Annotated in this window: 15 protein-coding genes; 7 read left to right on the plus strand and 8 right to left on the minus strand. The window is 67.2% G+C overall.

Annotated features, from left to right (window positions below):
• The first annotated feature begins 143 nt into the window (after positions 1-143).
• From ACUDP5_RS06710 to ltaE, 6 genes are all read left to right on the plus strand, one after another.
• Positions 144-2,033 (plus strand): propionate--CoA ligase, encoded by a 1,890-nt coding sequence (locus tag ACUDP5_RS06710; protein ID WP_263910534.1) that lies wholly within the window; start codon positions 144-146, stop codon positions 2,031-2,033.
• Positions 2,030-2,437, plus strand: a complete 408-nt coding sequence (locus ACUDP5_RS06715; RefSeq protein WP_025137160.1) for a heme-binding protein — start codon at positions 2,030-2,032, stop codon at positions 2,435-2,437. The genes ACUDP5_RS06710 and ACUDP5_RS06715 overlap by 4 nt, the downstream gene beginning before the upstream one ends.
• 128 nt (positions 2,438-2,565) lie before the next feature.
• Positions 2,566-3,789, plus strand: coding sequence for an MFS transporter (locus ACUDP5_RS06720; RefSeq protein ID WP_263910783.1), 1,224 nt, complete (start codon positions 2,566-2,568; stop codon positions 3,787-3,789).
• Positions 3,790-4,059: 270 nt separating this feature from the next.
• Positions 4,060-6,039, plus strand: coding sequence for an acetate--CoA ligase (gene acs / locus ACUDP5_RS06725; protein ID WP_263910535.1), 1,980 nt, complete (start codon positions 4,060-4,062; stop codon positions 6,037-6,039).
• A 139-nt stretch (positions 6,040-6,178) separates the two neighbouring features.
• A complete protein-coding gene (locus tag ACUDP5_RS06730) occupies positions 6,179-7,066 on the plus strand; it encodes a DMT family transporter (RefSeq protein WP_263910536.1) in 888 nt (295 codons plus the stop codon).
• Positions 7,067-7,112: 46 nt separating this feature from the next.
• On the plus strand, positions 7,113-8,123 hold the full coding sequence (gene ltaE, locus ACUDP5_RS06735; RefSeq protein WP_263910537.1) for a low-specificity L-threonine aldolase: 1,011 nt from the start codon (positions 7,113-7,115) through the stop codon (positions 8,121-8,123).
• A gap of 77 nt (positions 8,124-8,200) precedes the next feature.
• Here ltaE and ACUDP5_RS06740 read toward each other — a convergent pair whose 3' ends face one another.
• From ACUDP5_RS06740 to ACUDP5_RS06755, 4 genes are all read right to left on the minus strand, one after another.
• Positions 8,201-9,532: an aspartate aminotransferase family protein gene (locus ACUDP5_RS06740; protein WP_445658420.1), complete on the minus strand. Its 1,332-nt coding sequence runs from the start codon at positions 9,530-9,532 to the stop codon at positions 8,201-8,203.
• 105 nt (positions 9,533-9,637) lie between these two features.
• The gene (locus ACUDP5_RS06745) at positions 9,638-10,519 is read right to left on the minus strand and encodes a GntR family transcriptional regulator (RefSeq protein WP_445658421.1); all 882 of its coding nucleotides are present in this window, start codon (positions 10,517-10,519) and stop codon (positions 9,638-9,640) included.
• Positions 10,520-10,730: 211 nt separating this feature from the next.
• Positions 10,731-13,166, minus strand: coding sequence for an autotransporter domain-containing protein (locus ACUDP5_RS06750; protein ID WP_445658422.1), 2,436 nt, complete (start codon positions 13,164-13,166; stop codon positions 10,731-10,733).
• A 236-nt stretch (positions 13,167-13,402) separates the two neighbouring features.
• On the minus strand, positions 13,403-15,439 hold the full coding sequence (locus ACUDP5_RS06755) for a sensor histidine kinase (RefSeq protein ID WP_263910545.1): 2,037 nt from the start codon (positions 15,437-15,439) through the stop codon (positions 13,403-13,405).
• A gap of 66 nt (positions 15,440-15,505) precedes the next feature.
• On the opposite strand from ACUDP5_RS06755, the gene ACUDP5_RS06760 reads away from it, so the two are divergent.
• Entirely contained in the window at positions 15,506-16,204 is a 699-nt protein-coding gene (locus ACUDP5_RS06760; protein ID WP_263910546.1) for a response regulator transcription factor, read from the plus strand.
• Positions 16,205-16,230: 26 nt separating this feature from the next.
• On the opposite strand, the gene ACUDP5_RS06765 is transcribed toward ACUDP5_RS06760, so the two are convergent.
• The 4 genes from ACUDP5_RS06765 to ACUDP5_RS06780 form a co-directional block, all read right to left on the minus strand.
• Positions 16,231-16,575 carry an antibiotic biosynthesis monooxygenase family protein gene (locus tag ACUDP5_RS06765; RefSeq protein ID WP_263910547.1) on the minus strand — a complete coding sequence of 115 codons (345 nt, stop codon included), beginning with the start codon at positions 16,573-16,575 and terminating at the stop codon, positions 16,231-16,233.
• Entirely contained in the window at positions 16,572-17,699 is a 1,128-nt protein-coding gene (locus ACUDP5_RS06770) for a cytochrome (protein WP_445658423.1), read from the minus strand. The genes ACUDP5_RS06765 and ACUDP5_RS06770 overlap by 4 nt, the downstream gene beginning before the upstream one ends.
• Positions 17,700-17,769: 70 nt before the next feature.
• Positions 17,770-18,615, minus strand: a complete 846-nt coding sequence (locus tag ACUDP5_RS06775) for an NAD-dependent epimerase/dehydratase family protein (RefSeq protein ID WP_445658424.1) — start codon at positions 18,613-18,615, stop codon at positions 17,770-17,772.
• A 15-nt stretch (positions 18,616-18,630) separates the two neighbouring features.
• The gene (locus ACUDP5_RS06780) at positions 18,631-20,277 is read right to left on the minus strand and encodes an electron transfer flavoprotein-ubiquinone oxidoreductase (RefSeq protein WP_445658425.1); all 1,647 of its coding nucleotides are present in this window, start codon (positions 20,275-20,277) and stop codon (positions 18,631-18,633) included.
• Between the last annotated feature and the right edge of the window lie 111 nt (positions 20,278-20,388).

The following is a 20,388-nucleotide window of genomic DNA, read 5'->3' on the forward strand; positions in this document are numbered from 1 at the left end:
CCGGCGCCCGTGAGGCGTAGACGCGTGGCAGAATTTTTTGACCTGGGGCAAGCCTGGTGCAAGGTTTGCCCACCAAAATGACCGAAGGATTCAAAAAGAAAGCAATCAGCCTTAAGGCGTATGCACAATAACAGGAGACAAAAATGCAAAAAACCAGGGATTTCCATTACCGCTCGGTCCACGATCGTGATGCGTTCTGGCGCGAGGAGGCCAGCCGGGTGCACTGGGAGACGCCATTCGAGTCGGTCCTGGACTTTTCCCGGCCGCCCTTCGCCAAGTGGTTCGTGGGCGGCAAGACCAACCTTTGCTACAACGCGGTGGACCGTTGGCTGCCCACCCAGGCCGACAAGCCGGCCCTGATCTGGGTGTCGACCGAGGTTGATCGCGAACGCATCTACACGCGCCAGGACGTCTACGACGAGGTCAATGCCGCCGCCGCCATGCTGCGCGACCTGGGTGTGGGCCGGGGCGACCGGGTGCTGCTGTACATGCCGATGGTGCCCGAGGCCGTGTTCACCATGCTGGCCTGCGCCCGCATCGGCGCGGTGCACTCGGTGGTGTTTGGCGGATTCGCCTCGGTCAACCTGGCGCAGCGCATCGACGATGCCGCGCCCAAAGTGATCGTGTGTACCGACGGCGGGTCGCGCGGCGGCAAGGTGGTGCCCTACAAACCGCTGCTGGACCGGGCGCTGACCCTGTGCAAGACGCCGCCGGCCTCGGTGGTCGTGTTCGACCGCGGCCTGGCGCCGTTCGAGCCGGTGGCGGGGCGCGACCTGGACTACGCCACGCTGCGCGCCGCCCAGCATGGGGTGCACGTGCCCGTGACCTGGCTGGAATCGTCCGAACCCAGCTACATCCTGTATACGTCCGGCACGACAGGCAAGCCCAAGGGCGTGCAACGCGACACGGGCGGCTATGCCGTGGCGCTGGCGTCGTCGATGGAATACCTGTTCAACGGCCGCGCCGGCGACACGTTCTTCTGCACCAGCGACATCGGCTGGGTGGTGGGGCACTCCTATATTGTGTATGGGCCGCTGATCGGCGGGCAGGCGACCGTGCTGTACGAGGGCACGCCGGTGCGTCCGGACGGGGCTGTCCTGTGGAAGCTGGTCGAGCAGTTTGGCGTCAACACGCTGTTTTCGGCCCCCACGGCAGTGCGGGTGCTCAAGCGGCAGGACCCGGCGCTGCTCAAGAAGCACGACCTGTCCACCCTGCGGGCGGTGTACCTGGCGGGCGAGCCGCTGGACGAGCCCACGGCGCAATGGATTTCGGAAGGCCTGGGCAAGCCCATCATCGACAACTACTGGCAGACGGAATCCGGCTGGCCGATCCTGTCGGCGCAGCCGGGCGTGGAAAAGGTGGCCACGCGTTATGGCAGTCCGTCGTTTCCGGTGTATGGCTTCGATGCGCGCATCGTCAGCGAGTCCAGCGGCGAAGACCTGGGCGCCAACGAGAAAGGCGTGGTGGCGATCGTGCCGCCGTTGCCGCCCGGCGCCATGTCCACCATCTGGGGCGACGACGAACGTTTCGTCCAGACCTATTTCACGTCGATTCCCGGCCGCCAGGTCTATTCCACCTTCGACTGGGGCCTGGTCGATGCGGACGGCTACTGGTTCATCCTGGGCCGCACCGATGACGTGATCAACGTGGCGGGCCACCGCCTGGGCACGCGCGAGATCGAGGAATCGGTCAACAGCCACAGCGGCATCGCCGAATGCGCGGTGGTGGGCGTGGCCGACGCGCTCAAGGGCCAGGTGGCGATGGCCTTCGCCGTGCTGAAGAATCCCGCGATGGCGGACGCATCCGAGGGCGCAAAGCAGCTGGAAGCGGATATCATGCGGCTGGTGGAAGATCAGCTGGGCGCAGTGGCGCGGCCCGCCCGGATCCGGTTCGTGGGCGCCTTGCCCAAGACCCGCTCCGGCAAGGTATTGCGCCGCGCGATCGTCGCCGTCTGCGAAGGTCGCGACCCCGGAGACCTGACCACCATCGAAGACCCCACCGCCCTGGAACAGATCAAGGAGTCGCTGCAATGAACACCAAACCCGTGCTGACCGCCGAAGACGTCAAGAAAATCCTGGCCGCGGCCGAAGCACACGCCCTGCAGAACAAGTGGGCGGTCACCATCGCCGTGTCGGACGATGGCGGCCATCTGCTGGGCATGCTGCGGCTGGACGACGCCGCCCCCATCTCTTCGCACATCGCGCCGGCCAAGGCCAAGACCGCGGCCCTGGGCCGCCGCGAATCGCGCGTCTACGAAGAAATCATCAACAACGGCCGCTACTCCTTCCTGTCGGCGCCGCTGATCGAAGGCATGCTGGAAGGCGGCGTGCCTGTGATCGCCAACGGCCAGGTGGTCGGCGCCGTCGGCGTGTCGGGCGTGAAGTCCACCGAAGACGCCCAGATCGCCCAGGCGGGCATCGCCGCGCTGGGCCTGTGAACCCAGAAGAATCGCGGCAGCCGCCGGCGGGCCAGGTGCCCGCCGGCCTTGCCGCGCCGGCCGACGGGGCTGCGGACTCCGGTCCGCTGAACCCCGGCGTGGCCAAGCGCGAAGTCTGGGCCTGGGCCATGTACGACTTCGCCAATTCCGGCTACACCACCGTGATTCTCACGGCGGTGTTCAGCACCTATTTCGTTGGCGTGGTCGCCGGCCGTGCGCCGTGGTCCACGCTGGCCTGGACGGCGGCGCTGTCGCTGTCCTACCTGCTCATCATGCTGACCATGCCCACGCTGGGTGCGCGGGCCGATGCCCGTGCCGCCAAGCGGCGCCTGCTCTACACCAGTACCACCGGCTGCGTGGCGGCCACGCTGGTGCTGACCCAGGCGGGACCGGGCGACGTCTGGCTGGCCCTGGCGGCGATCGTCGTCTCCAATTACTGCTATTGCATCGGCGAATCCATGGTCGCGGCCTTTCTGCCCGAGCTGGCCAGGCCGTCGGCGCTGGGCCGGGTGTCGGGCTGGGGCTGGAGCTTCGGCTACTGCGGCGGCATGCTCACGCTGGGCCTGTCGCTGTGGGTGGTGACGCTGTCCGAAGCCAATGGCCTGGACGCCCAGCATTTCGTGCCCCGGGTCATCCTGGTGACCTGCGCCGTGTTCGCGTTGGCGGCGTTGCCGTCGTTCTTCCTCTTGCGCGAGCGTGCCAGGCCGCTGGCTGAACCCAAAGAGGCGCTGGACGTCTTCAAGCGCCTGGCGTTCGCGTGGCGCGAAACCGGCCAGCACTTTCCCGAATTCCGCCGCCTGTTGATGTGCATCGCCTGCTACCAGGCAGGCATCTCGGTGGTCATCACCCTGGCCGCGGTGTACGCGTCCGAGGTCATGGGTTTCAGCACCCCGCAGATCATGCTGCTGGTGTTCACCGTCAATATCGGCGCGGCCGCGGGCGCGTTCTCGTTCGGCTACGTGCAGGACCGCATCGGCCACAAGCCGGCATTGGCCATCACCTTGTGCGGCTGGATCGTGATGGTGCTGGTGGCCTATGCCGCCGTCACGGCGCCGGTGTTCTGGGTGGCCGCCACGCTGGCGGGCCTGTGCATGGGTACCACGCAAAGCGCGGGCCGCGCGATGACCGGCGCGTTGGCGCCGGCCGGACGCCTGGCGGAATTCTTCTCGCTCTGGACCTTCGCGGTGCAACTGGCCGCCGTCATCGGGCCATTGACCTACGGCCTGGTCACCTGGCTCACGCACGGCAACCACCGCCTGGCCATCCTGGTGACCGGACTGTTCTTCGTGGGCGGCCTCATCCTTTTGTCGCGCGTGGACATGGCGCGCGGCCTGGCACGGCGTGTTGCCTAGCGCCACGGCCGTTCGCCGCAACTGATATTCTTATGAAGTTCCGGACGTTGCCCCGCGCGCCTTGCAGTGCGCGGCGTCCGGTGGGTTTGCGTTTGCGCAGTCAGGTTGTCGATGCCGTTGCCGCCCTGGCCGGCGGTTGCACGCTTGCGGTGATGCGGGCTCTGGCCCGCATTTTGCGTAAGGTGCCCGTAAGAGCGTGGCGATACGGTTGCGAGTGGGCAATAAAAGAAAACGGCATCAACAACAGAATCACAGATTGGAGACAAGATCATGTCGAATGCTATTGAGTCCGTACTGGTAGAAACCCGGGTCTTTCCGCCGCCCGAGCGCGCGGCCCAAGGCGCCGCGATTCCCAGCATGGACGCCTACAACGCGCTGTGTGCGCAGGTCGAAAAGGACTTCGACGGCTTCTGGGCCGGCCAGGCCCGCGACAACCTGCAATGGACCAAGCCGTTCACCGAGGTGCTGGACGAATCGAATGCGCCGTTCTATCGCTGGTTCGGCGACGGCGAACTGAACGTCTCGGCCAACTGCCTGGACGTGCACCTGACCAACGGCAATGCCGACAAGACCGCCATCATCTTCGAGACCGACGATGGCAAGGTCAACAAGGTCAGCTACCGCGAACTGCTGGCCCGCGTGTGCCGCTTCGCCAACGGCATTGCCGCGCTGGGCTACAAGAAGGGTGATCGCGCCATCATCTACATGCCCATGTCGATCGAAGCCGTGGTGGCCATGCAGGCCTGCGCGCGCCTGGGCGTGACGCACTCGGTGGTGTTCGGTGGCTTTTCGGCCAAGAGCCTGCAAGAGCGCATCGTCGACGTGGGCGCCTCGCTGGTCATCACCGCCGACGAGCAGGTGCGCGGCGGCAAGACCATTCCGCTCAAGCCCGCCGTGGAAGAAGCCATCGCCATGGGCGGCTGCGAGGCCGTGCGCAAGGTCATCGTCTACCGCCGCACCGGCGGCAAGGTGCAATGGAACGACAGCCGCGACCTCTGGATGCACGATGTCGAAGCCGGCCAGCCCGACACCTGCGAACCGGTGCCGGTCAATGCCGAGCATCCGCTGTTCATCCTGTACACGTCCGGTTCCACCGGCAAGCCCAAGGGCGTGCAGCATTCGTCGGCGGGTTACCTGCTGTGGGCGCTGTTGACCGTCAAGTGGACCTTCGATGCCCGCAAGGACGACGTCTATTGGTGCACGGCCGACGTGGGCTGGGTCACCGGCCACACCTACATCACCTACGGCCCGCTGGCCGCCGGCCTGACGCAAGTGGTGTTCGAAGGCGTGCCCACGTTCCCCAACGCCGGCCGCTTCTGGGACATGATCGCGCGCCACAAGGTCACCACCTTCTACACGGCGCCGACCGCGATCCGTTCGCTGATCAAGGCGGCCGAGGCGGCGCCCGAAACCCATCCGTCCAAGTTCGACCTGGACAGCCTGCGCATCATCGGCACGGTGGGCGAGCCCATCAATCCCGAAGCCTGGATGTGGTATCACAAGAACATCGGCCGCGAGCGCTGCCCGATCGTCGATACCTGGTGGCAGACCGAAACCGGCGGCCACATGATCACTCCGCTGCCGGGCGCCACGCCCACCAAGCCTGGTTCCTGCACGCTGCCGCTGCCGGGCATTGCCGCGGCCATCGTGGACGAAACCGGTGGCGACGTCGACCAGGGCAATGGCGGCTTTCTCGTCATCAAGCGTCCGTGGCCCGCCATGATCCGCAACATCTGGGGCGACCCCGAACGCTTCAAGAAGAGCTACTTCCCGCCCGAATTGCGCGGCTACTACCTGGCCGGCGACGGCGCGCAGCGCGATGCGGATGGCTACTTCTGGATCATGGGCCGCATCGACGACGTGCTGAACGTGTCGGGCCACCGCCTGGGCACCATGGAAGTCGAATCGGCGCTGGTGGCGCACGAGCTGGTGGCCGAAGCCGCCGTGGTCGGTCGGCCCGATGACACGACCGGCGAGGCCGTGGTGGCGTTCGTGGTGCTCAAGGGCGCCCGTCCCGAAGGCGCCGATGCGCAAGCCATCGCCAAGACGCTGCGCGACTGGGTGGCCAAGGAAATCGGCCCCATCGCCAAGCCCAAGGACATCCGCTTTGGCGACAACCTGCCCAAGACCCGCTCCGGCAAGATCATGCGGCGCCTCTTGCGCGTGGTGGCCAAGGGCGAAGAAGTGACCCAGGACGTCTCGACGCTGGAAAATCCGGCGATCCTGGATCAGTTGTCCAAGCCGCTGTAAACGGCGCGCGCCGTCCGCCTTCCGGACGGCGCGGGCCGATCCCGCGCCGCGGGAGCATAATGCGAGATGCCCATACCGGTTTGCCGGTATGGGCATCGTCGTTTTGTTCCCCTTCAATGCTTTTACCGGAGACGCCGCCGTGAGCCGCAGCAGTTTCGATCGCGCAGGGCTTGCCCTGATGTTCAGCACCATCCTCGTGTGGGCAGGCAGCTGGATCGCGATGAAACTGATCGTGCCTTACATCGGCCCCTTCGATTTCGTGGCGCTGCGCTATGTGGTGGGCGCGCTGGTGCTGTTCGCGCTGGTGATCGCCACGCGCCGGCCCCTGGCCATGCCGCCCTGGAAACTGACCCTCTTGATCGGCTTGACCCAGACCGCCGGGTTCCAGGGCTTCGTGCAGACCGCGTTGGTGTCCGGCGGCGTGGGCAAGGTGTCGCTGATGGCCTATACGATGCCGTTCTGGGTCGTGCTGTTTGCCTGGGGGCTGCTGGGCGAGCGGCCGTCGGCGCGTCATGGCGCGGGCATCGGCCTGGCGGCGATCGGACTGGTGCTGTTCATCGAACCCTGGCATGGCCTGGGCGACCTGAAACCCGTATTGCTGGGGTTGGGCAGCGGGCTGTGCTGGGGCGTGGGCACCGTGCTGTCCAAGCGCATGTTCGACCGCCATGCGCCGGATGTGATGACGTTCACCGCGTGGCAGATGCTGTTCGGCGGGCTGGCGGTGACGCCGGTGGCGTTGCTGGTGCCGCAGATTCCCGCGCAGTGGGGCTGGCAGCTCTGGACCGGCATGACCTACATCGTGCTGATTGCCACCGCGGCGGGCTGGCTGCTGTGGCTGCAAGTGGTGCGGCGGGTGCCGGCGTCGATTGCCGGACTGTCCAGCCTGGGCGTGCCCGTGGTGGCGATGCTGATGGCGTGGGCGGTGCTGTCCGAACGCCCGTCGGTGGCCGAGCTGGGCGGCATGGCCTTGATTCTGGCCGGCATCTTCGTGGTGAGCCGCGCGGCGCCGGCCGCGCGCGCCCGTTGAACCCGCCCGTCTTTTACGAATTCCGTTTCCTATCCGAGGATGTCTTATGATCGATTTGCGCAGCGATACCGTTACCCGGCCGACCCCGGCCATGTTGCAGGCCATGACCTCTGCGCCGCTGGGCGATGACGTGATGGGCGACGACCCGACCGTGAACCGCTTGCAGCAGGCCGTGGCCGAGCGCGCCGGCAAGGCGGCCGGCCTGTTCTTCCCGTCCGGCACGCAGAGCAACCTGGCCGGGCTGATGGCGCATTGCGAACGCGGCGATGAATACCTGGTGGGCCAGCTCGCGCACACCTACAAGTACGAAGGCGGCGGCGCGGCCGTGCTGGCCAGCATCCAGCCCCAACCCATCGAGCATGCCGAAGATGGCTCGCTGCCCCTGGAAAAACTGGCCGCGGCATTGAAGCCCGAAGGCGATCCGCATTTTGCCCGTACTCGTTTGCTGGCGCTGGAGAACACCTTCCACGGCAAGCTCATTGCGGCCAGCTACATCCGGGCGGCCACCGACTGGGCGCGCGGACACGGCCTGGCCACGCACCTGGATGGCGCCCGCGTCTTCAACGCCGCCGTCGCCAGCGGCAAGCCGCTGGCTGAGATGTGCGAACCGTTCGACTCGGTCTCGATCTGCTTTTCGAAGGGCCTGGGCGCGCCCGTCGGGTCCGTGCTGGTGGGTAGCGCCGACTTGATCGCCCGCGCGCGCCGCTGGCGCAAGATGCTGGGCGGCGGCCTGCGCCAGTCCGGCGTGCTGGCCGCGGCCTGCCTGTATGCGCTGGAGCACAACGTCGACCGCCTGGCCGATGACCACGACAATGCACGCCAATTGGCCGAGGGCCTGCGCGGCATCGCGGGAGTACGCGTGCTGAGCCAGGACACCAACATGGTGTTCGCGGAATTCGAACCGGCGCGCTGCGACGCGCTGACCGCGGCGCTGGCCGCCGACGGCATCATGATGCGCGCCGTCTACGGTGGCCCGACGCGCCTGGTGACCCATCTGGACGTGTCCGCCGAGGACGTGCGCCGCGTGGTCGAGGCCGTGGCGCGCCACCTGGGCTGAACGGTGCGCAGTTGCCCACGCCGTCGCCACGGCGTGGGTGTTGTCAGGCAGGCGGGCCGTGCCGCCGGGCGCTGGCGTCAGGCCGCGGCGCGCAGCACGTCCGACAGCCCGGTGAACAATTCGTCGATCTGCGCCCGCTCGATGATGAGCGGCGGCGACAGCAGCATGGTGTCGCCGGCCGCCCGGATCAGGCAGCCGCGTTCCAGGCAGGCCTGGTGCACCGCGAAGCCGCGTTGCCCGGGCTTGCCGTCCTGCGGCGCCAGTTCGATGGCGGCCAGCAGGCCGATGTTGCGGATGTCCACCACGTGGGGCAGGCCCTTCAGGCTGTGGGCGGCGTCTTCCCAGTAACGCCATAGCTCGCGGCTGCGCTGGAACAGGCCTTCGCGCCGGAAGATGTCCAGCGTGGCCAGTCCGGCCGCGCAGGCCACCGGGTGGCCCGAGTAGGTGTAGCCGTGGGCCAGTTCGATGGCGCTGTCCGGGCCTTGCATGAAGGCGTCGTAGACAGGCTGGCGCACCAGCGTCGCACCCATCGGAATGGCGCCGTTGGTCAGCCCCTTGGCGCTGGTGATGAGGTCAGGCGTGACGCCGAAATGGGCCGATGCGAAGGCGCCGTCGATTCGGCCGAACGCGCAGATCACTTCGTCGAAGATCAGCAGGATGCCGTGCGCATCGCAGATCTGCCGCAGCTTTTGCAGGTAGCCCTTGGGCGGTACCAGCAGGCCGGTGGATCCGGCCACCGGCTCGACGATGACCGCGGCGATGGTGGACGCATCGTGCAGCGCCACGATGCGCTCGAGCGTGTCGGCCAGGTGTGCTCCCCAGTCGGGCTGACCGCGGGTGTAGGCCATGTGCTCGCGGTCGTAGGTGTGCGGCAGGTGGTCGACGTAGGGCAGCAGGTTGCCGAAGGGCTTGCGGTGGCCGCCGATGCCCGACACCGACAGGCCGCCGAAGCCCACGCCGTGATACCCGCGTTCGCGGCCGATCAGGCGCACGCGCTGGCCCTGGCCGCGGGCCCGGTGGTAGCCCAGCGCGATCTTGAGGGCGGTATCGACGGCCTCGGAACCGGAATTCGAGAAGAACACATTGGAAAAGCCGGCCGGGGCCTCCTGGCACAGGTTTTCGGCCAGCTCGAACGCCAGCGGATGGCTCATCTGGAACGACGGCGCGTAATCCAGCGTGTAGGCGGTGTTGCTGATCGCCTCGACGATCTCGGGGCGGCGATGGCCGGCATTCACGCACCACAGGCCCGCGATGCCGTCCAGCACCCGGCGTCCGTCCGGGCGGATGTAATGCATGCCTTCGGCGGCGCTGAACAGTACCGGGTCACGCTTGTAGCGCCGGTTGGCGGTGAAGGGCATCCAATAGGCTTCGGCGTTCAGGGCGGGGGATCGAGGGGCGGGCGACGACATGGGAATCCTGTTTTCGGGAAGTTCAGGGTCCGGCCATTTTGTATTAATACAAAGAAAAATACAATTCGGGCCGACGTATCCCTGGCGTCCCGGCCGCCCTGACCGTCAGGATGCCTGCCGTGAAGCCTGCAAATGGCGGCGCATCAACTGGGCTGCCCGTTCCTGGTCGCCGGCTTCCAGGGCGGCGATGATCTCCAGATGTTCCTGGGTGGATCCGACGTAGCGCGCGTCGCGGTGGAACGCGGCGTGTTCTTCCAGGCGTCGCAATTGGTTCTGTTGCTGCACGGCCTGCAGGATGTAGCGGTTGCCCGAGAAGCGCGCCAGCAGCTCATGGAAAGACGCGTTCAGGGCAAAGAATTCGGTGGCCGAGAAGTCGGCGTCCTGGCGCTGCGCCAGGGCCTCATGGGCGGCGCGCATGCGGGCCAGCGCATTGCGGTCCAGCTTGAAGGTCGGCTCCAGCAGGCCGGCGCATTCGATCGCCATGCGGAAACGGTAGCTTTCATCCAGGGCCGCGCGGCTTTCCAGGGAAGGCGCGAATTGCCAGCCGTGGCCTTTGCGCTTTTCGATCAGGCCGTCGGCCGACAATTGCAGCAGCGCCTTCACCAGCACGCTGCGCGGCGCGGGATAGCGTTGCAGCAGCTCGCTTTCGGTGAACTGATTGGGCAGCACGCGGGTGGCGCGGTCGTGGATCAGCCGGCGGTACAACTCTTGCTGGGTTGGGCCTGCGCCGGAGATGGCCGGCGGCGGCAGGGCACCCGTGTCGGCCACGGTGTAGCCGCTGTTGGGCCGATGCGTGATCAGGCCTTGCGTGGCCAGCAACCTGAGCGCGCCGCGCACGGGGGTGCGCGACACGTCATAGCTGGCCGCCAGCGCTTCTTCGGACAGGTGCGTGCCGGGCGCGTAGCGCCGGGCCAGGATGTCCTGGGCGATCAGGCGGGCCAGATCGACTTGCAGCGGGGTGGGGCGGGCAGGGGCGGCGGGGGGCATGGACGAGCGCAGGGGCGGCGGTGGGGCAATGGTAACGGACGGACAGGGCAAACCGGTCCGCGGTGACGCTCATGCGGACGGTATCCCCTGCGCGGAAGAAAAAAAAAGGCGTACCGACTTGCGTCGATACGCCCCAAGAGACCCGGTTGGCCCACCAGGCCCCTCTCCAGCGATATCCGCGCTTGCAAGCGGATATCCAGCGATCTTGCCTTCAGAAGCGCCAGCTGACGTTCACGGTACCCGTGTTCTGCTGGTTGCCGTTGCCGAACTGGCCGGAATAGGCCAGGCCGAGCGTGGCGCTCTTGCTCATGGCCATGTCCACGCCCAGCGCGACCACCGCGGCGTCGCGCGACAGCGGGGTGCCGGCCACCGTGAAGGGCTGGCTGCCGTCGAACGACATCGTGGTTTCCGGATTGACATCGCCGTAGGCATGGCGCCAACCCAGCGTGCCGCGCAGGCGGGCGGCGTTCTGGCCCATGTCGAACGTGGTCTGCGCATGCAGGCCCAGGGTGGTGGTGGCCACCTTGTTGCTGTTGCTGCGGCCGCTGAGCGCGGCGTCGCCGCCCGATTCCGAGAAGCCGCGGGTGCGCAGGTCGCTGAAGTCGGCGCCGACGAACGGTTCGAGCGTGACGCGGTCGTTCAGCGGGATGGCATAGCCGACTTCGGTGAAGACCTGGCCGGTGCTGGCGCTGTAGTCCGCCTTCAGGGCCTGCAGTTGGCCAGCCGCGTTGATGTTGCGCTTGCTGCTGACATCGTGCCACGTGTAGGCCACGCCCGCGCTGACGTTGAGCTTGCCCGCGCCGGCTTCAAAGGCCTTGCCGCCGTAGATGATCGCGCTGTAGCTGTCGACGTCGGTCTTGGCCGAGCGATCGTTCACGGTGATGCGGCTGCTGGTGTAGCCCAGCGCGCCGCCCAGGCGCCAGCCATTGCCTACGCCGTGGTCGCCACCGACGAACAGGCCGGCGTCGGTTTCGCGGGCCTTGGCCGCGTTGCCGTTGCCGTCCATGGTGCGCCAGTTGCCGAACACCTGCGCCCACATGGGTTGGGCGGCCGAGCGCGGCAGGGCGGACGCGTCGCCGCGGCCGACCTGGGCCGTGGCCGGGCCGGGCACCCAGCCGGCGTTCATGTTGGCGTGCAGGTGGGCCAGCGGCAGGTTCACCACGTTGTTGGTCACGTTCTGCATTGCCGATACGGTGCTGACGTGCGATTCGCCCGCCAGGTCGGCGAACACGCCGGCCGGGGCCCCTTCAGGCAGGTTCAGCACGCGGCTGTACAGGGCATTGGTGGTCGGCAGGCTTTGCAGCGCGCGGGCGGTCGAGCGCTGGTTGCTCGTCACGGCCAGGTCGGCGAACTCGATGGGACGGGTGGCGCCGCCCGAACCGCTCGAACCGCCGGGGGCGGCGGGCGGCGTGCCGGTGTCGACCGGGGGCGTGGCCGGGTCAACCGGCGGCGTGCCGGGATCGACCGGCACGGTCTTGAGGTCCACTTTCAGCACGACATCGTTGCCGTTGTAGGCAAGCTTGGGGTCCAGGAAGGCCAGGTTGCTGGAGACGCCGGTGAACTTGCTGCCGTTCAAGCCGCCGTCCGCCGTCAGGATGGTGTAGGCGGTGGAGGCCGCGTAGGTACCGCCGGAACCCACGTGCAGCACGGAACCGGCCAGGTTGGCCACGCCCAGCGCATGGACTTTGTCGCTTCTGCCGTCGGCGGTGGCGTCGACGCGGTAGGTCGAATTCGCGTCGAAGGTCAGGTCGCCGTTGACCTGCAGGGTGCCGACCGGGGTTGCCGTGGTGCCGGGCGACAGGGTCGCGCCGGCCAGCAGCGTGGTGGGGCCGACTTCGCCCGAACCGGCCAGCGTGCCGGCGACCGACAGCAGGCCCTTCACTTCGAAGCTGGCCATTGTCAGGGTGGCGTAGCTGGCCACCGTGACGTCGCGGCCGCGGATGATGGCCAGCGGGGTGTAGTCGGTGTTGATGTTGACAGTGCCGGCGCTGCCGTCGACCACGCCGTTGACGGTGCCGCCGTTGATGTCCAGCGTTCCCGAGCCCAATCGCACGATGCCGTTGATCGTGCCCGTGTTGGCGATCGACACGGGGGTGGTCGCGGCCGACACATCAATGGCGACACCGTCGAGCTTGCTGTTGATCGTGCCGGTATTGGTGATGCCGCGCCGAACCGTCGCGCCCGACACCACGAGGCCTGCGTCGATGGTGCCGCTATTGCTGATGCGTCCGCTGACCGTACTGCCGCCGGTCACCTCAAGGCCCACGCCGGTGCCGTAGCTGCCGGAGATGCGGCCAATGTTGACGATGTCGCCGGTGATCGAGCTGGCATTGCGAATGCTGATGGCCGTGTCGCCGGTCACCTGCCGGGTGGCTTCATTGCGGATCGAACCGTCCACGGTCGAAGCGTCGACCTTGATGCCCGAGCCCCCCGTGGCCGAGTTCCACACCGTGCCATTGTTGATGACGTTGCCCCGCAGGGTGGCGCCATTGATGATGTTGATGGAGACGTCGGTGCCGGTATTCGTGAGGTTGCCGCTTTGCGTCGTGCCGTCGAGATCTGCCGCGAAGGCGGTCGTGGCGGCCAGGGGCGAGAAGCTGACGGCCAGGACGAGCGCCAGCGGGGTGAGTTGGAAGCGGGGATGCATGTGTAGGGACCATGTAAATTTCGTGTCTGAAATATACCGATCATTGCATCGCCAAATCTGAGCAAATCTGAGCGCTTTGTAAGACGGCCAAAGAACGAGGAAATTGACCGATAAATAGGCAGAAAATGAATTCAGATGCCTGAAGTTATAGGCTTTCCGGATTGGCGCGAAAGATACAAACAGATGCTTTCGCGCAACATATTGTCGACAGCCGACATCGGGGGGGCGGCGTCAGCCTACCTTGCGTCGCGCTGCGGCAAGCTCAGCCGAAAGCACACCGGTTCGTCGCCGCCGGCACCCGCCAGCACCACCGTGCCGCCCAAGCGTTCGGCGATCGCCTTCACCAGATACAGCCCCAGCCCGGCGCCCGGGTGGCGCAGCGCGTTCTGGCCCCGATAGTATTTCTGGAACAGACGTTCCTGTTCTTCGGCGGGAATGCGGTTGCCGGGGTTGGCGACCTCGATGTGCAGGTTGTCGCCCTGGGCATGTACCGAGACGGCCACCGCTTCCCCGTCGGTGCAGTGCCGGTCCGCGTTCGCCAGCAGGTTGCGCAGGGCGATATGCAGCATGCTGGCATCGCATTGCAGCCTGTGTTCGCCCGGGCCATAGCGGCACTGGATGCGGCCGGGTGCGAAGTCCCGTTCCAGGTCGGCCAGCATGGCCGGCACGTCGCAACGGGCCAGGCGCAGTTCGGCCCGTGGTTCACGCATGCGGTCGTGGGTCAGGTATTCATCCACCAGCGCCAGCAGGCGCACGGCGGCGTCGCGGATGTTGCCGCAGCGCGCCAGGGTCTTCTCGGCCGGCGCCGCCAGGTTGCGCCCCAGTTGCTGTGCCGAGGTGGTGATGATTGCCAGGGGGGTACGGAACTCGTGCGACACCATGGCGACGAAGTCGCGCTGTTCGGCGAACACCTGCCGCTCTTTGTCCAGCGACGTACGCAGCTCGCCTTCCAGTTCCACGCGGCGTTCGATCTCGTTCTGCATCTCGGCCGTGCGCAGCGCGACTTCCTTTTCCAACCGGTGGCTGTGCTGCCGCGCCAGGTCCGCGGCCAGGTTGGCCTGCTGCCGCTCGCGGATGCGCCGTTGGCGTTCATGGCGGCCGACAATGTACAGGCTCAGCAGCAGCATGTGCAGCATGGTGCCCAGCGTCGACACGTATTCGGTAAACGTGTTGACCGGCAGCACGCCCAGATTGCGCAGGAAGGCGATCAGCACGCTGATGTAGAACACGCCGAAAGCCAGCGCGAAAAAGCGCGCCGGGCGCCAGCCGCGCTTGAGCAGGTAGACGGTCAGGGTCGAGAAGCCGACGATCGCCAGCAGGGCCAGCGTCTGGATGGGCTGCACGCCCCAGGCGTAGTGGCCGGACACGACCAGCGCCGAGCAGACGATCGCGATGGTCCAGACGATCCGGTCCAGCCACCGCACCGCCCGCGGATACAGCGTGGCCAGGTTCAATTGGCGGAAGGCGACACGCAGCGCCACCGGCAGGCTGATGGCGATGCCCACGCCCAGCAGGCGGTCGCTCCAGCCTACCGGCAGGCCCGTCAGTTGCTGCACCAGGCCCAGCGACAGCACCTCGTTGAAGACGCAGTTGCCGATATAGGCCAGGAACAGGCCGCTCATCGAGGCGCGAGTCACGAGCCAGAAGGCCCCGTGCGCGCAGATCAGCAGCAGATAGAAACCGAAGTACAGGCCGAACATCAGGCCTTCGCGGCGGGACTGGTTGTCGTAGGCCAGGCGCTGCCAGATTTCCAGCCGGGTCGCCAGCGCATTCTTGCTTTGCAGCCGCACCAGGATGACGTAGTTGCCGGGGGCGGGCGGCTCGAACGAGATCACGGGGCTGCGGTAGTCCACCGGCCAATCCTGGCGCGGCAGGTCTTCGCCGCTGCGTCCCAGCAATGTCCAATAGCCGTCCTGGCCCATATAGACCCGCACGTCATCGAGCAGCGCATTGCTCAGGCGCAGCATCCATCCGCCCTGGGGAATGCGGTCCACCCGCACCGGCAGGCGCAGCCACACCGTCGCGGGCGTGAAGCCCGCGCTCAAGCTGTCGGGCAGCGTGGTCCAGCCGGCTGCCTGGGCGACATCCGCGGCCCCGAGCTTGCCGCTCGCGTCGTCCAGCCGTTCGAGGTGACCGCCCGCGTACAGCATCCGCGCCTGTCCATCAAGGACCAGCGGCTCGCCACGAGCGGGGGCCGCGGCCGCCATGGCCGCGATCAACAATGCCAGCAGCCACAGCCACGCGTGCGCCGTGGGATAATGATTCCGTCTCATCAAGTCATGATTCCCGTGCAGCCGGCAAGATTACATCAGGGCCGGGGGAATCCGCCGCCGCACTCCATGCTTGAAGTCATTCTCCTCGAAGACGAACCCGTGCTGCGTCAAGAGCTTGGCGAGTTTCTCGACGAGTTGGGCTACGCACCGCTGTGCGTATCCAGCCTGCAGGAATTCGACCAACATTTCGACGCCGGCCGGCACCACCTGGCCGTCATCGACATCGGTTTGCCGGATGGTTGCGGCCTGGACCTGATCCAGCGCCTGCGCCGCGACGGCCAGCAGGTGGGCATCGTGGTGTTCAGCGCGCGCCAGACCAGCCCGGACAGGATCATGGGGCTGGGCATGGGGGCCGACCACTACCTGGGCAAGGGATGCGACCTGGATGAGCTTGCGGCCACGCTGGCCGCGCTGGTGCGGCGTCTGGGCCTGCCGCGGTCCGCGTCGAACCCGGGGCCCGACAGCTGGGTGCTGGATGTCGGCCCGCGCCGGCTGCTCATTCCAGGCGCGCCCGCCGTGCCGCTGTCGCAGCAGGACCTGACGGTGCTGCGTTGCCTGATGGACCAGCCCGGCGAAAACATCAGTCGCCGGCAGATCGTCGAAGCCCTGGGCGCCGATTACCTCGACTACGACCAGCGCCGCCTGGACACGCAGATGCGGCGCTTGCGCCGTCGTGTCGAGGCGGCCAGCGGCCAGGCGCTGCCCGTCAAGACCCTGCGCAACAGCGGTTACTGCTTCTACCAGGCCGCGCGAGTCCAGGCCTGATCCCCGTTCCCGATGGCCTGACCGGCTCAGCCGTGCCGTGCGCGGCTGTCGTCCGGCGCCTCGCCGCGTTCGTGCATGCCGTAGTCGCGCAGCACCTGCGCCACGCGCAGCCGGTAATGGGCGAACACGCCGCCGCGCCCGGCCTCCTGCGCCTGGCGATGCGATTCCAGCGAACGCCAGCGCTTGACCGCTTCTTCATCGCGCCAGAACGACAACGACAGCAGCTTGCCCGGCGTGGACAGGCTCTGGAAGCGCTCGACCGAGATGAAGCCATCGATGGATTTGAGTTCATCGATCAGGCGGGCGGCGATGCGCAGATAAGGATCGGGGTTGCCCTCGGCGGGCTCGACTTCGAATATCACGGCGATCATGGGAGGGTGTCCTTGGAATAGGCAAACAGGGGAATACGGGCATTGGGCAGGGGGCGATAGCGAACGCGCGCCGCCAGCGCGCAGGCATCGACGCCCGCCCGCAGCAGATGGACCAATGCACCTGTGGCATGCTGGCGCGCCAGGTCGCGACCGAGACAGGCATGGGCCAGGGCGCCGAAGGTCCAGTGGGACTGAGGCTGCACGGTCGCGGCGGCGGCCAGCACCAGCAGCACGGTGGCACCGGCCTCGATGCGCTGGCCGCCGATGTGGGCGGATTCGGCCAGGAAACGGCGCGTGTTGTGGATGGGGGGATCTTGTCGCAGCGTTGCGTCCACCCAGGCTTGGGCTTGTGTCGGTGTCCATGGGGCCGATGCGCCTTGCCGGCCGGCAAGCACCAGGGCGTTGCCCAGCAGACCGGCGCCCGCCTCGCAGGACTGGAACAGCAGGCCCGCGAGATTGGCGGCCAGCATGGTGGCGGGCAGGCCGGCGCGTGCGCCGTCATGGCGCAGTTCACGCAGGGCCGGGCTGGCGTCAGGGTGTGTCAGATGGGCGTGCAAGGTTGCCGACAATTGCCGGGCGGCGACGTGTGCGGCCGCAATGACAGGGGCCGGCGCGGCGGGCGTCAGCGCCGCGAGGAAATCGCGGATGTCGCGGGCGCACCCTTCCAGGATGTCGGGCGGTAATCCCAGGAACGCGGCCTGCGCGTGGACGGGGGCGGCATGCAGATAGCGATCGACATCCGCCGCGCAAGGGCCGGTGCCTGACGCTGTTTGCAGATCAGGCCATCGTGGGGTACAGGCTTGTTGCGATTGCCGCGCGAGGAAAGCGGCCAGCAGCGGCTTGATCCGGGCGTGCGATTCACCGTCCGTCATGCGCGCGAACTGGCCGAACAGCGCGCCCGCCGGGCCGCCGCAAACATTGTTGGGCACCGGCTCGGCCACGGGCCGCACGTGTGCGGCGGGATGGCGCATGACCTCCAGGATCAGCGCGGGACTGCTCACCACCCACAGGCTCAGCGAGGCGTCGTAATACAGCGGTCGGTCGCGGACAAGCGCGCGGTAATAGGGATAGGGATCGGGATGTACGACCGCCTGGAGCGGATCGAGCGGATCAGGGGCTGGCATGGCAGGTCCGGCGGGGAAACAGGGGCCAGTATCTCCCTGCCGCTCATGCAACGATTCGTTGGTGGCCGAACTATGCCTGCGCTGCGCCAGCCAGCAACGCGGCATAGCCGGCCCGCGAGTCGGGCCATTGCAGCGTCAGGCCGCTGGCCCGCAGGCGGGCGTTGCTGAGTTTCTTGCTGCCGATGTTGGCGGGGGCGGGGGCTTCGGCCGGGGCGGGGGCGCCGATCAGGCAGGCCAGGTCCGCGTACAGCACGTGCAGCGGCAGCGGGGTGTCGTCGCAGCCGATGTAGACCGGCTGCGCGTCGGGCAGCCGCGCCAGGTGGGCGATGGCGGCCGCGGCGTCGTCGATGTGGATGCGGTTGGCCCAATGCGGCGGCTGGGTCGGCGCGCCGGCCGCGCCTGCCCGCAGGCGTTCGATCAATTGCAGGCGGCCGGGGCCGTACAGGCCGGCAAAGCGGATCGTGGTGTGCGGCAGCGGCCGTGCGGCCAGTGCGGCTTCGGCCTCGAGCAGGATGCGGCCGTTGAAGCCTTGCGGCGCGGGCGGCGTGTCTTCGGTGACCCAGTCGCCATGGTGTTCGCCATAGACCGCGCTGGACGACACGAACACCACGCGTTCGACCTGGGACGTATCCAGCGCGTCCAGCACGCGGTTCAGTCCGTCGACGAACACGCCGCGGTAGGCGGCGGGGTCGCGTGCCCCGGCGGTGGCGACATGGATCACGCGGGTGATGCCGGCCGGCAGGGCCGGCAGGCCATCCGGCCGGGTGATGTCGCCTTGCAGCCAGTGGATGCCGCTGGCGTCGTCCGCGGGCGGGTGGCGGCGCAGCGCGAAAACCTGGTCGCCGCGCGCCAGCAGCAGACGGGCGGCACGTTGGCCGAGGTCGCCGCAACCGATGAAGAGCACGCGTTCAGCCATGTTGCGCGGCGCCGGTCACATGCCGCTGTAGACGGGCCCTTCGCCGCCTTGCGGGGCCACCCAGACGATGTTCTGGGTCGGGTCCTTGATGTCGCAGGTCTTGCAGTGCACGCAGTTCTGCGCGTTGATCTGCAAGCGGTCGTCGCCGTGGTCGTCCTTGACGAACTCGTACACGCCGGCCGGACAGTAGCGCGATTCCGGTCCGCCGTACTTGGCCAGGTTGACCTGCACCGGCACCGATGGGTCTTTCAGTGTCAGGTGGACGGGTTCGTTTTCATCGTGATTGGTGTTCGAGATGAACACCGAGCTGAGCTTGTCGAAGGTCAGCTTGCCATCGGGCTTGGGGTAGTCGATGCGGGCGCATTGCGACGCCGGCTGCAGGCAGGCGTGGTCCGGCTTGCTGTGGCGCAGGGTCCAGGGCATCTTGCCCTTGAACACCAACTGCTCGATGCCGGTCATCAGCGTGGCCACGGTGCGGCCCTTCTTGAACCACTGCTTGAAGTTGCGCGCCTTGTTCAGTTCGGCGTGCAGCCACGAGGCCTTGAAGGCTTCGGGGTAGGCGGCCAGCTCGTCCTGGCGGCGGTCGGCGATCAGCGCGTCGAACGCGGCTTCGGCGGCCAGCTTGCCCGACTTGATGGCGGCATGGCTGCCCTTGATGCGCGAAGCGTTCAGGAAGCCGGCTTCACAGCCGACCAGCACGCCGCCCGGGAAGGTCAGCTTGGGCAGCGACAGCAGGCCGCCGGCCGTGATGGCGCGCGCGCCGTAGGCGATGCGCTTGCCGCCTTCGAAGGTGCCGCGGATGGCCGGGTGGGTCTTGTAGCGCTGGAATTCGTCGAACGGCGACAGCCAGGGGTTGGCGTAATCCAGGCCGACGATCATGCCCACGGCCACCAGGTTGTTGTCCAGGTGATAGAGGAACGAGCCGCCGTAGGTGTCGGCATCCAGCGGCCAGCCGGCGGTGTGGATCACCAGGCCGGGCTTGGACTGGGCCGGGTCGACTTCCCACATTTCCTTGATGCCGATGCCGTAGGCTTGCGGGTCGCGGCCGTCGTCCAGCTTGTAGCGGTCGATCAGCTGGCGGCCGAGCTGGCCGCGCGCGCCTTCGGCGAACACCGTGTAGCGCGCATGCAGTTCCATGCCGGGCTGGTAGTGGTCGGTATGGCTGCCGTCGCGGGCCACGCCCATGTCGCCGGTGGCCACGCCGCGCACGGCGCCGTTTTCGTCGTACAGCACTTCAACCGCGGCAAAGCCGGGGAAGATGTCCACGCCCAGCGCCTCGGCCTGTTCGCCCAGCCACTTGACGACGTCACCCAGGCGGACGATGTAATTGCCTTCATTGTGGAAACAGGGCGGCAGCAGCCAGTTCGGCGTGGCGCGCGCGCCGTTCTGCGACAGGAACAGGAACTTGTCCTGCGTGACGGGCACGTTCAGCGGCGCGCCTTTTTCCTTCCAGTCGGGGATCAGTTCGGTCAGCGCCAGCGGGTCCATGACGGCGCCGGACAGGATATGCGCGCCCAGCTCGGCGCCTTTTTCAAGGACGCAGACGCCGATTTCCTGGTTTTTCTCAGCGGCCAGCTGTTTCAGACGGATGGCGGTGGCCAGGCCGGCGGGTCCCCCGCCAACCACGACCACGTCATATTCCATCGACTCGCGTTCAGACATTGCAAAGCTCCCCGTATGTATTCCATATATGGCTGGAAGTATTATCGGCGATTGTATTGCAGGCGGAGACCTTCTACGTCTTCGCATTTCTTTCAGTCTTCAGGAGCAATT

It is taken from the genome of Achromobacter sp. NCFB-sbj8-Ac1-l (assembly GCF_052695805.1).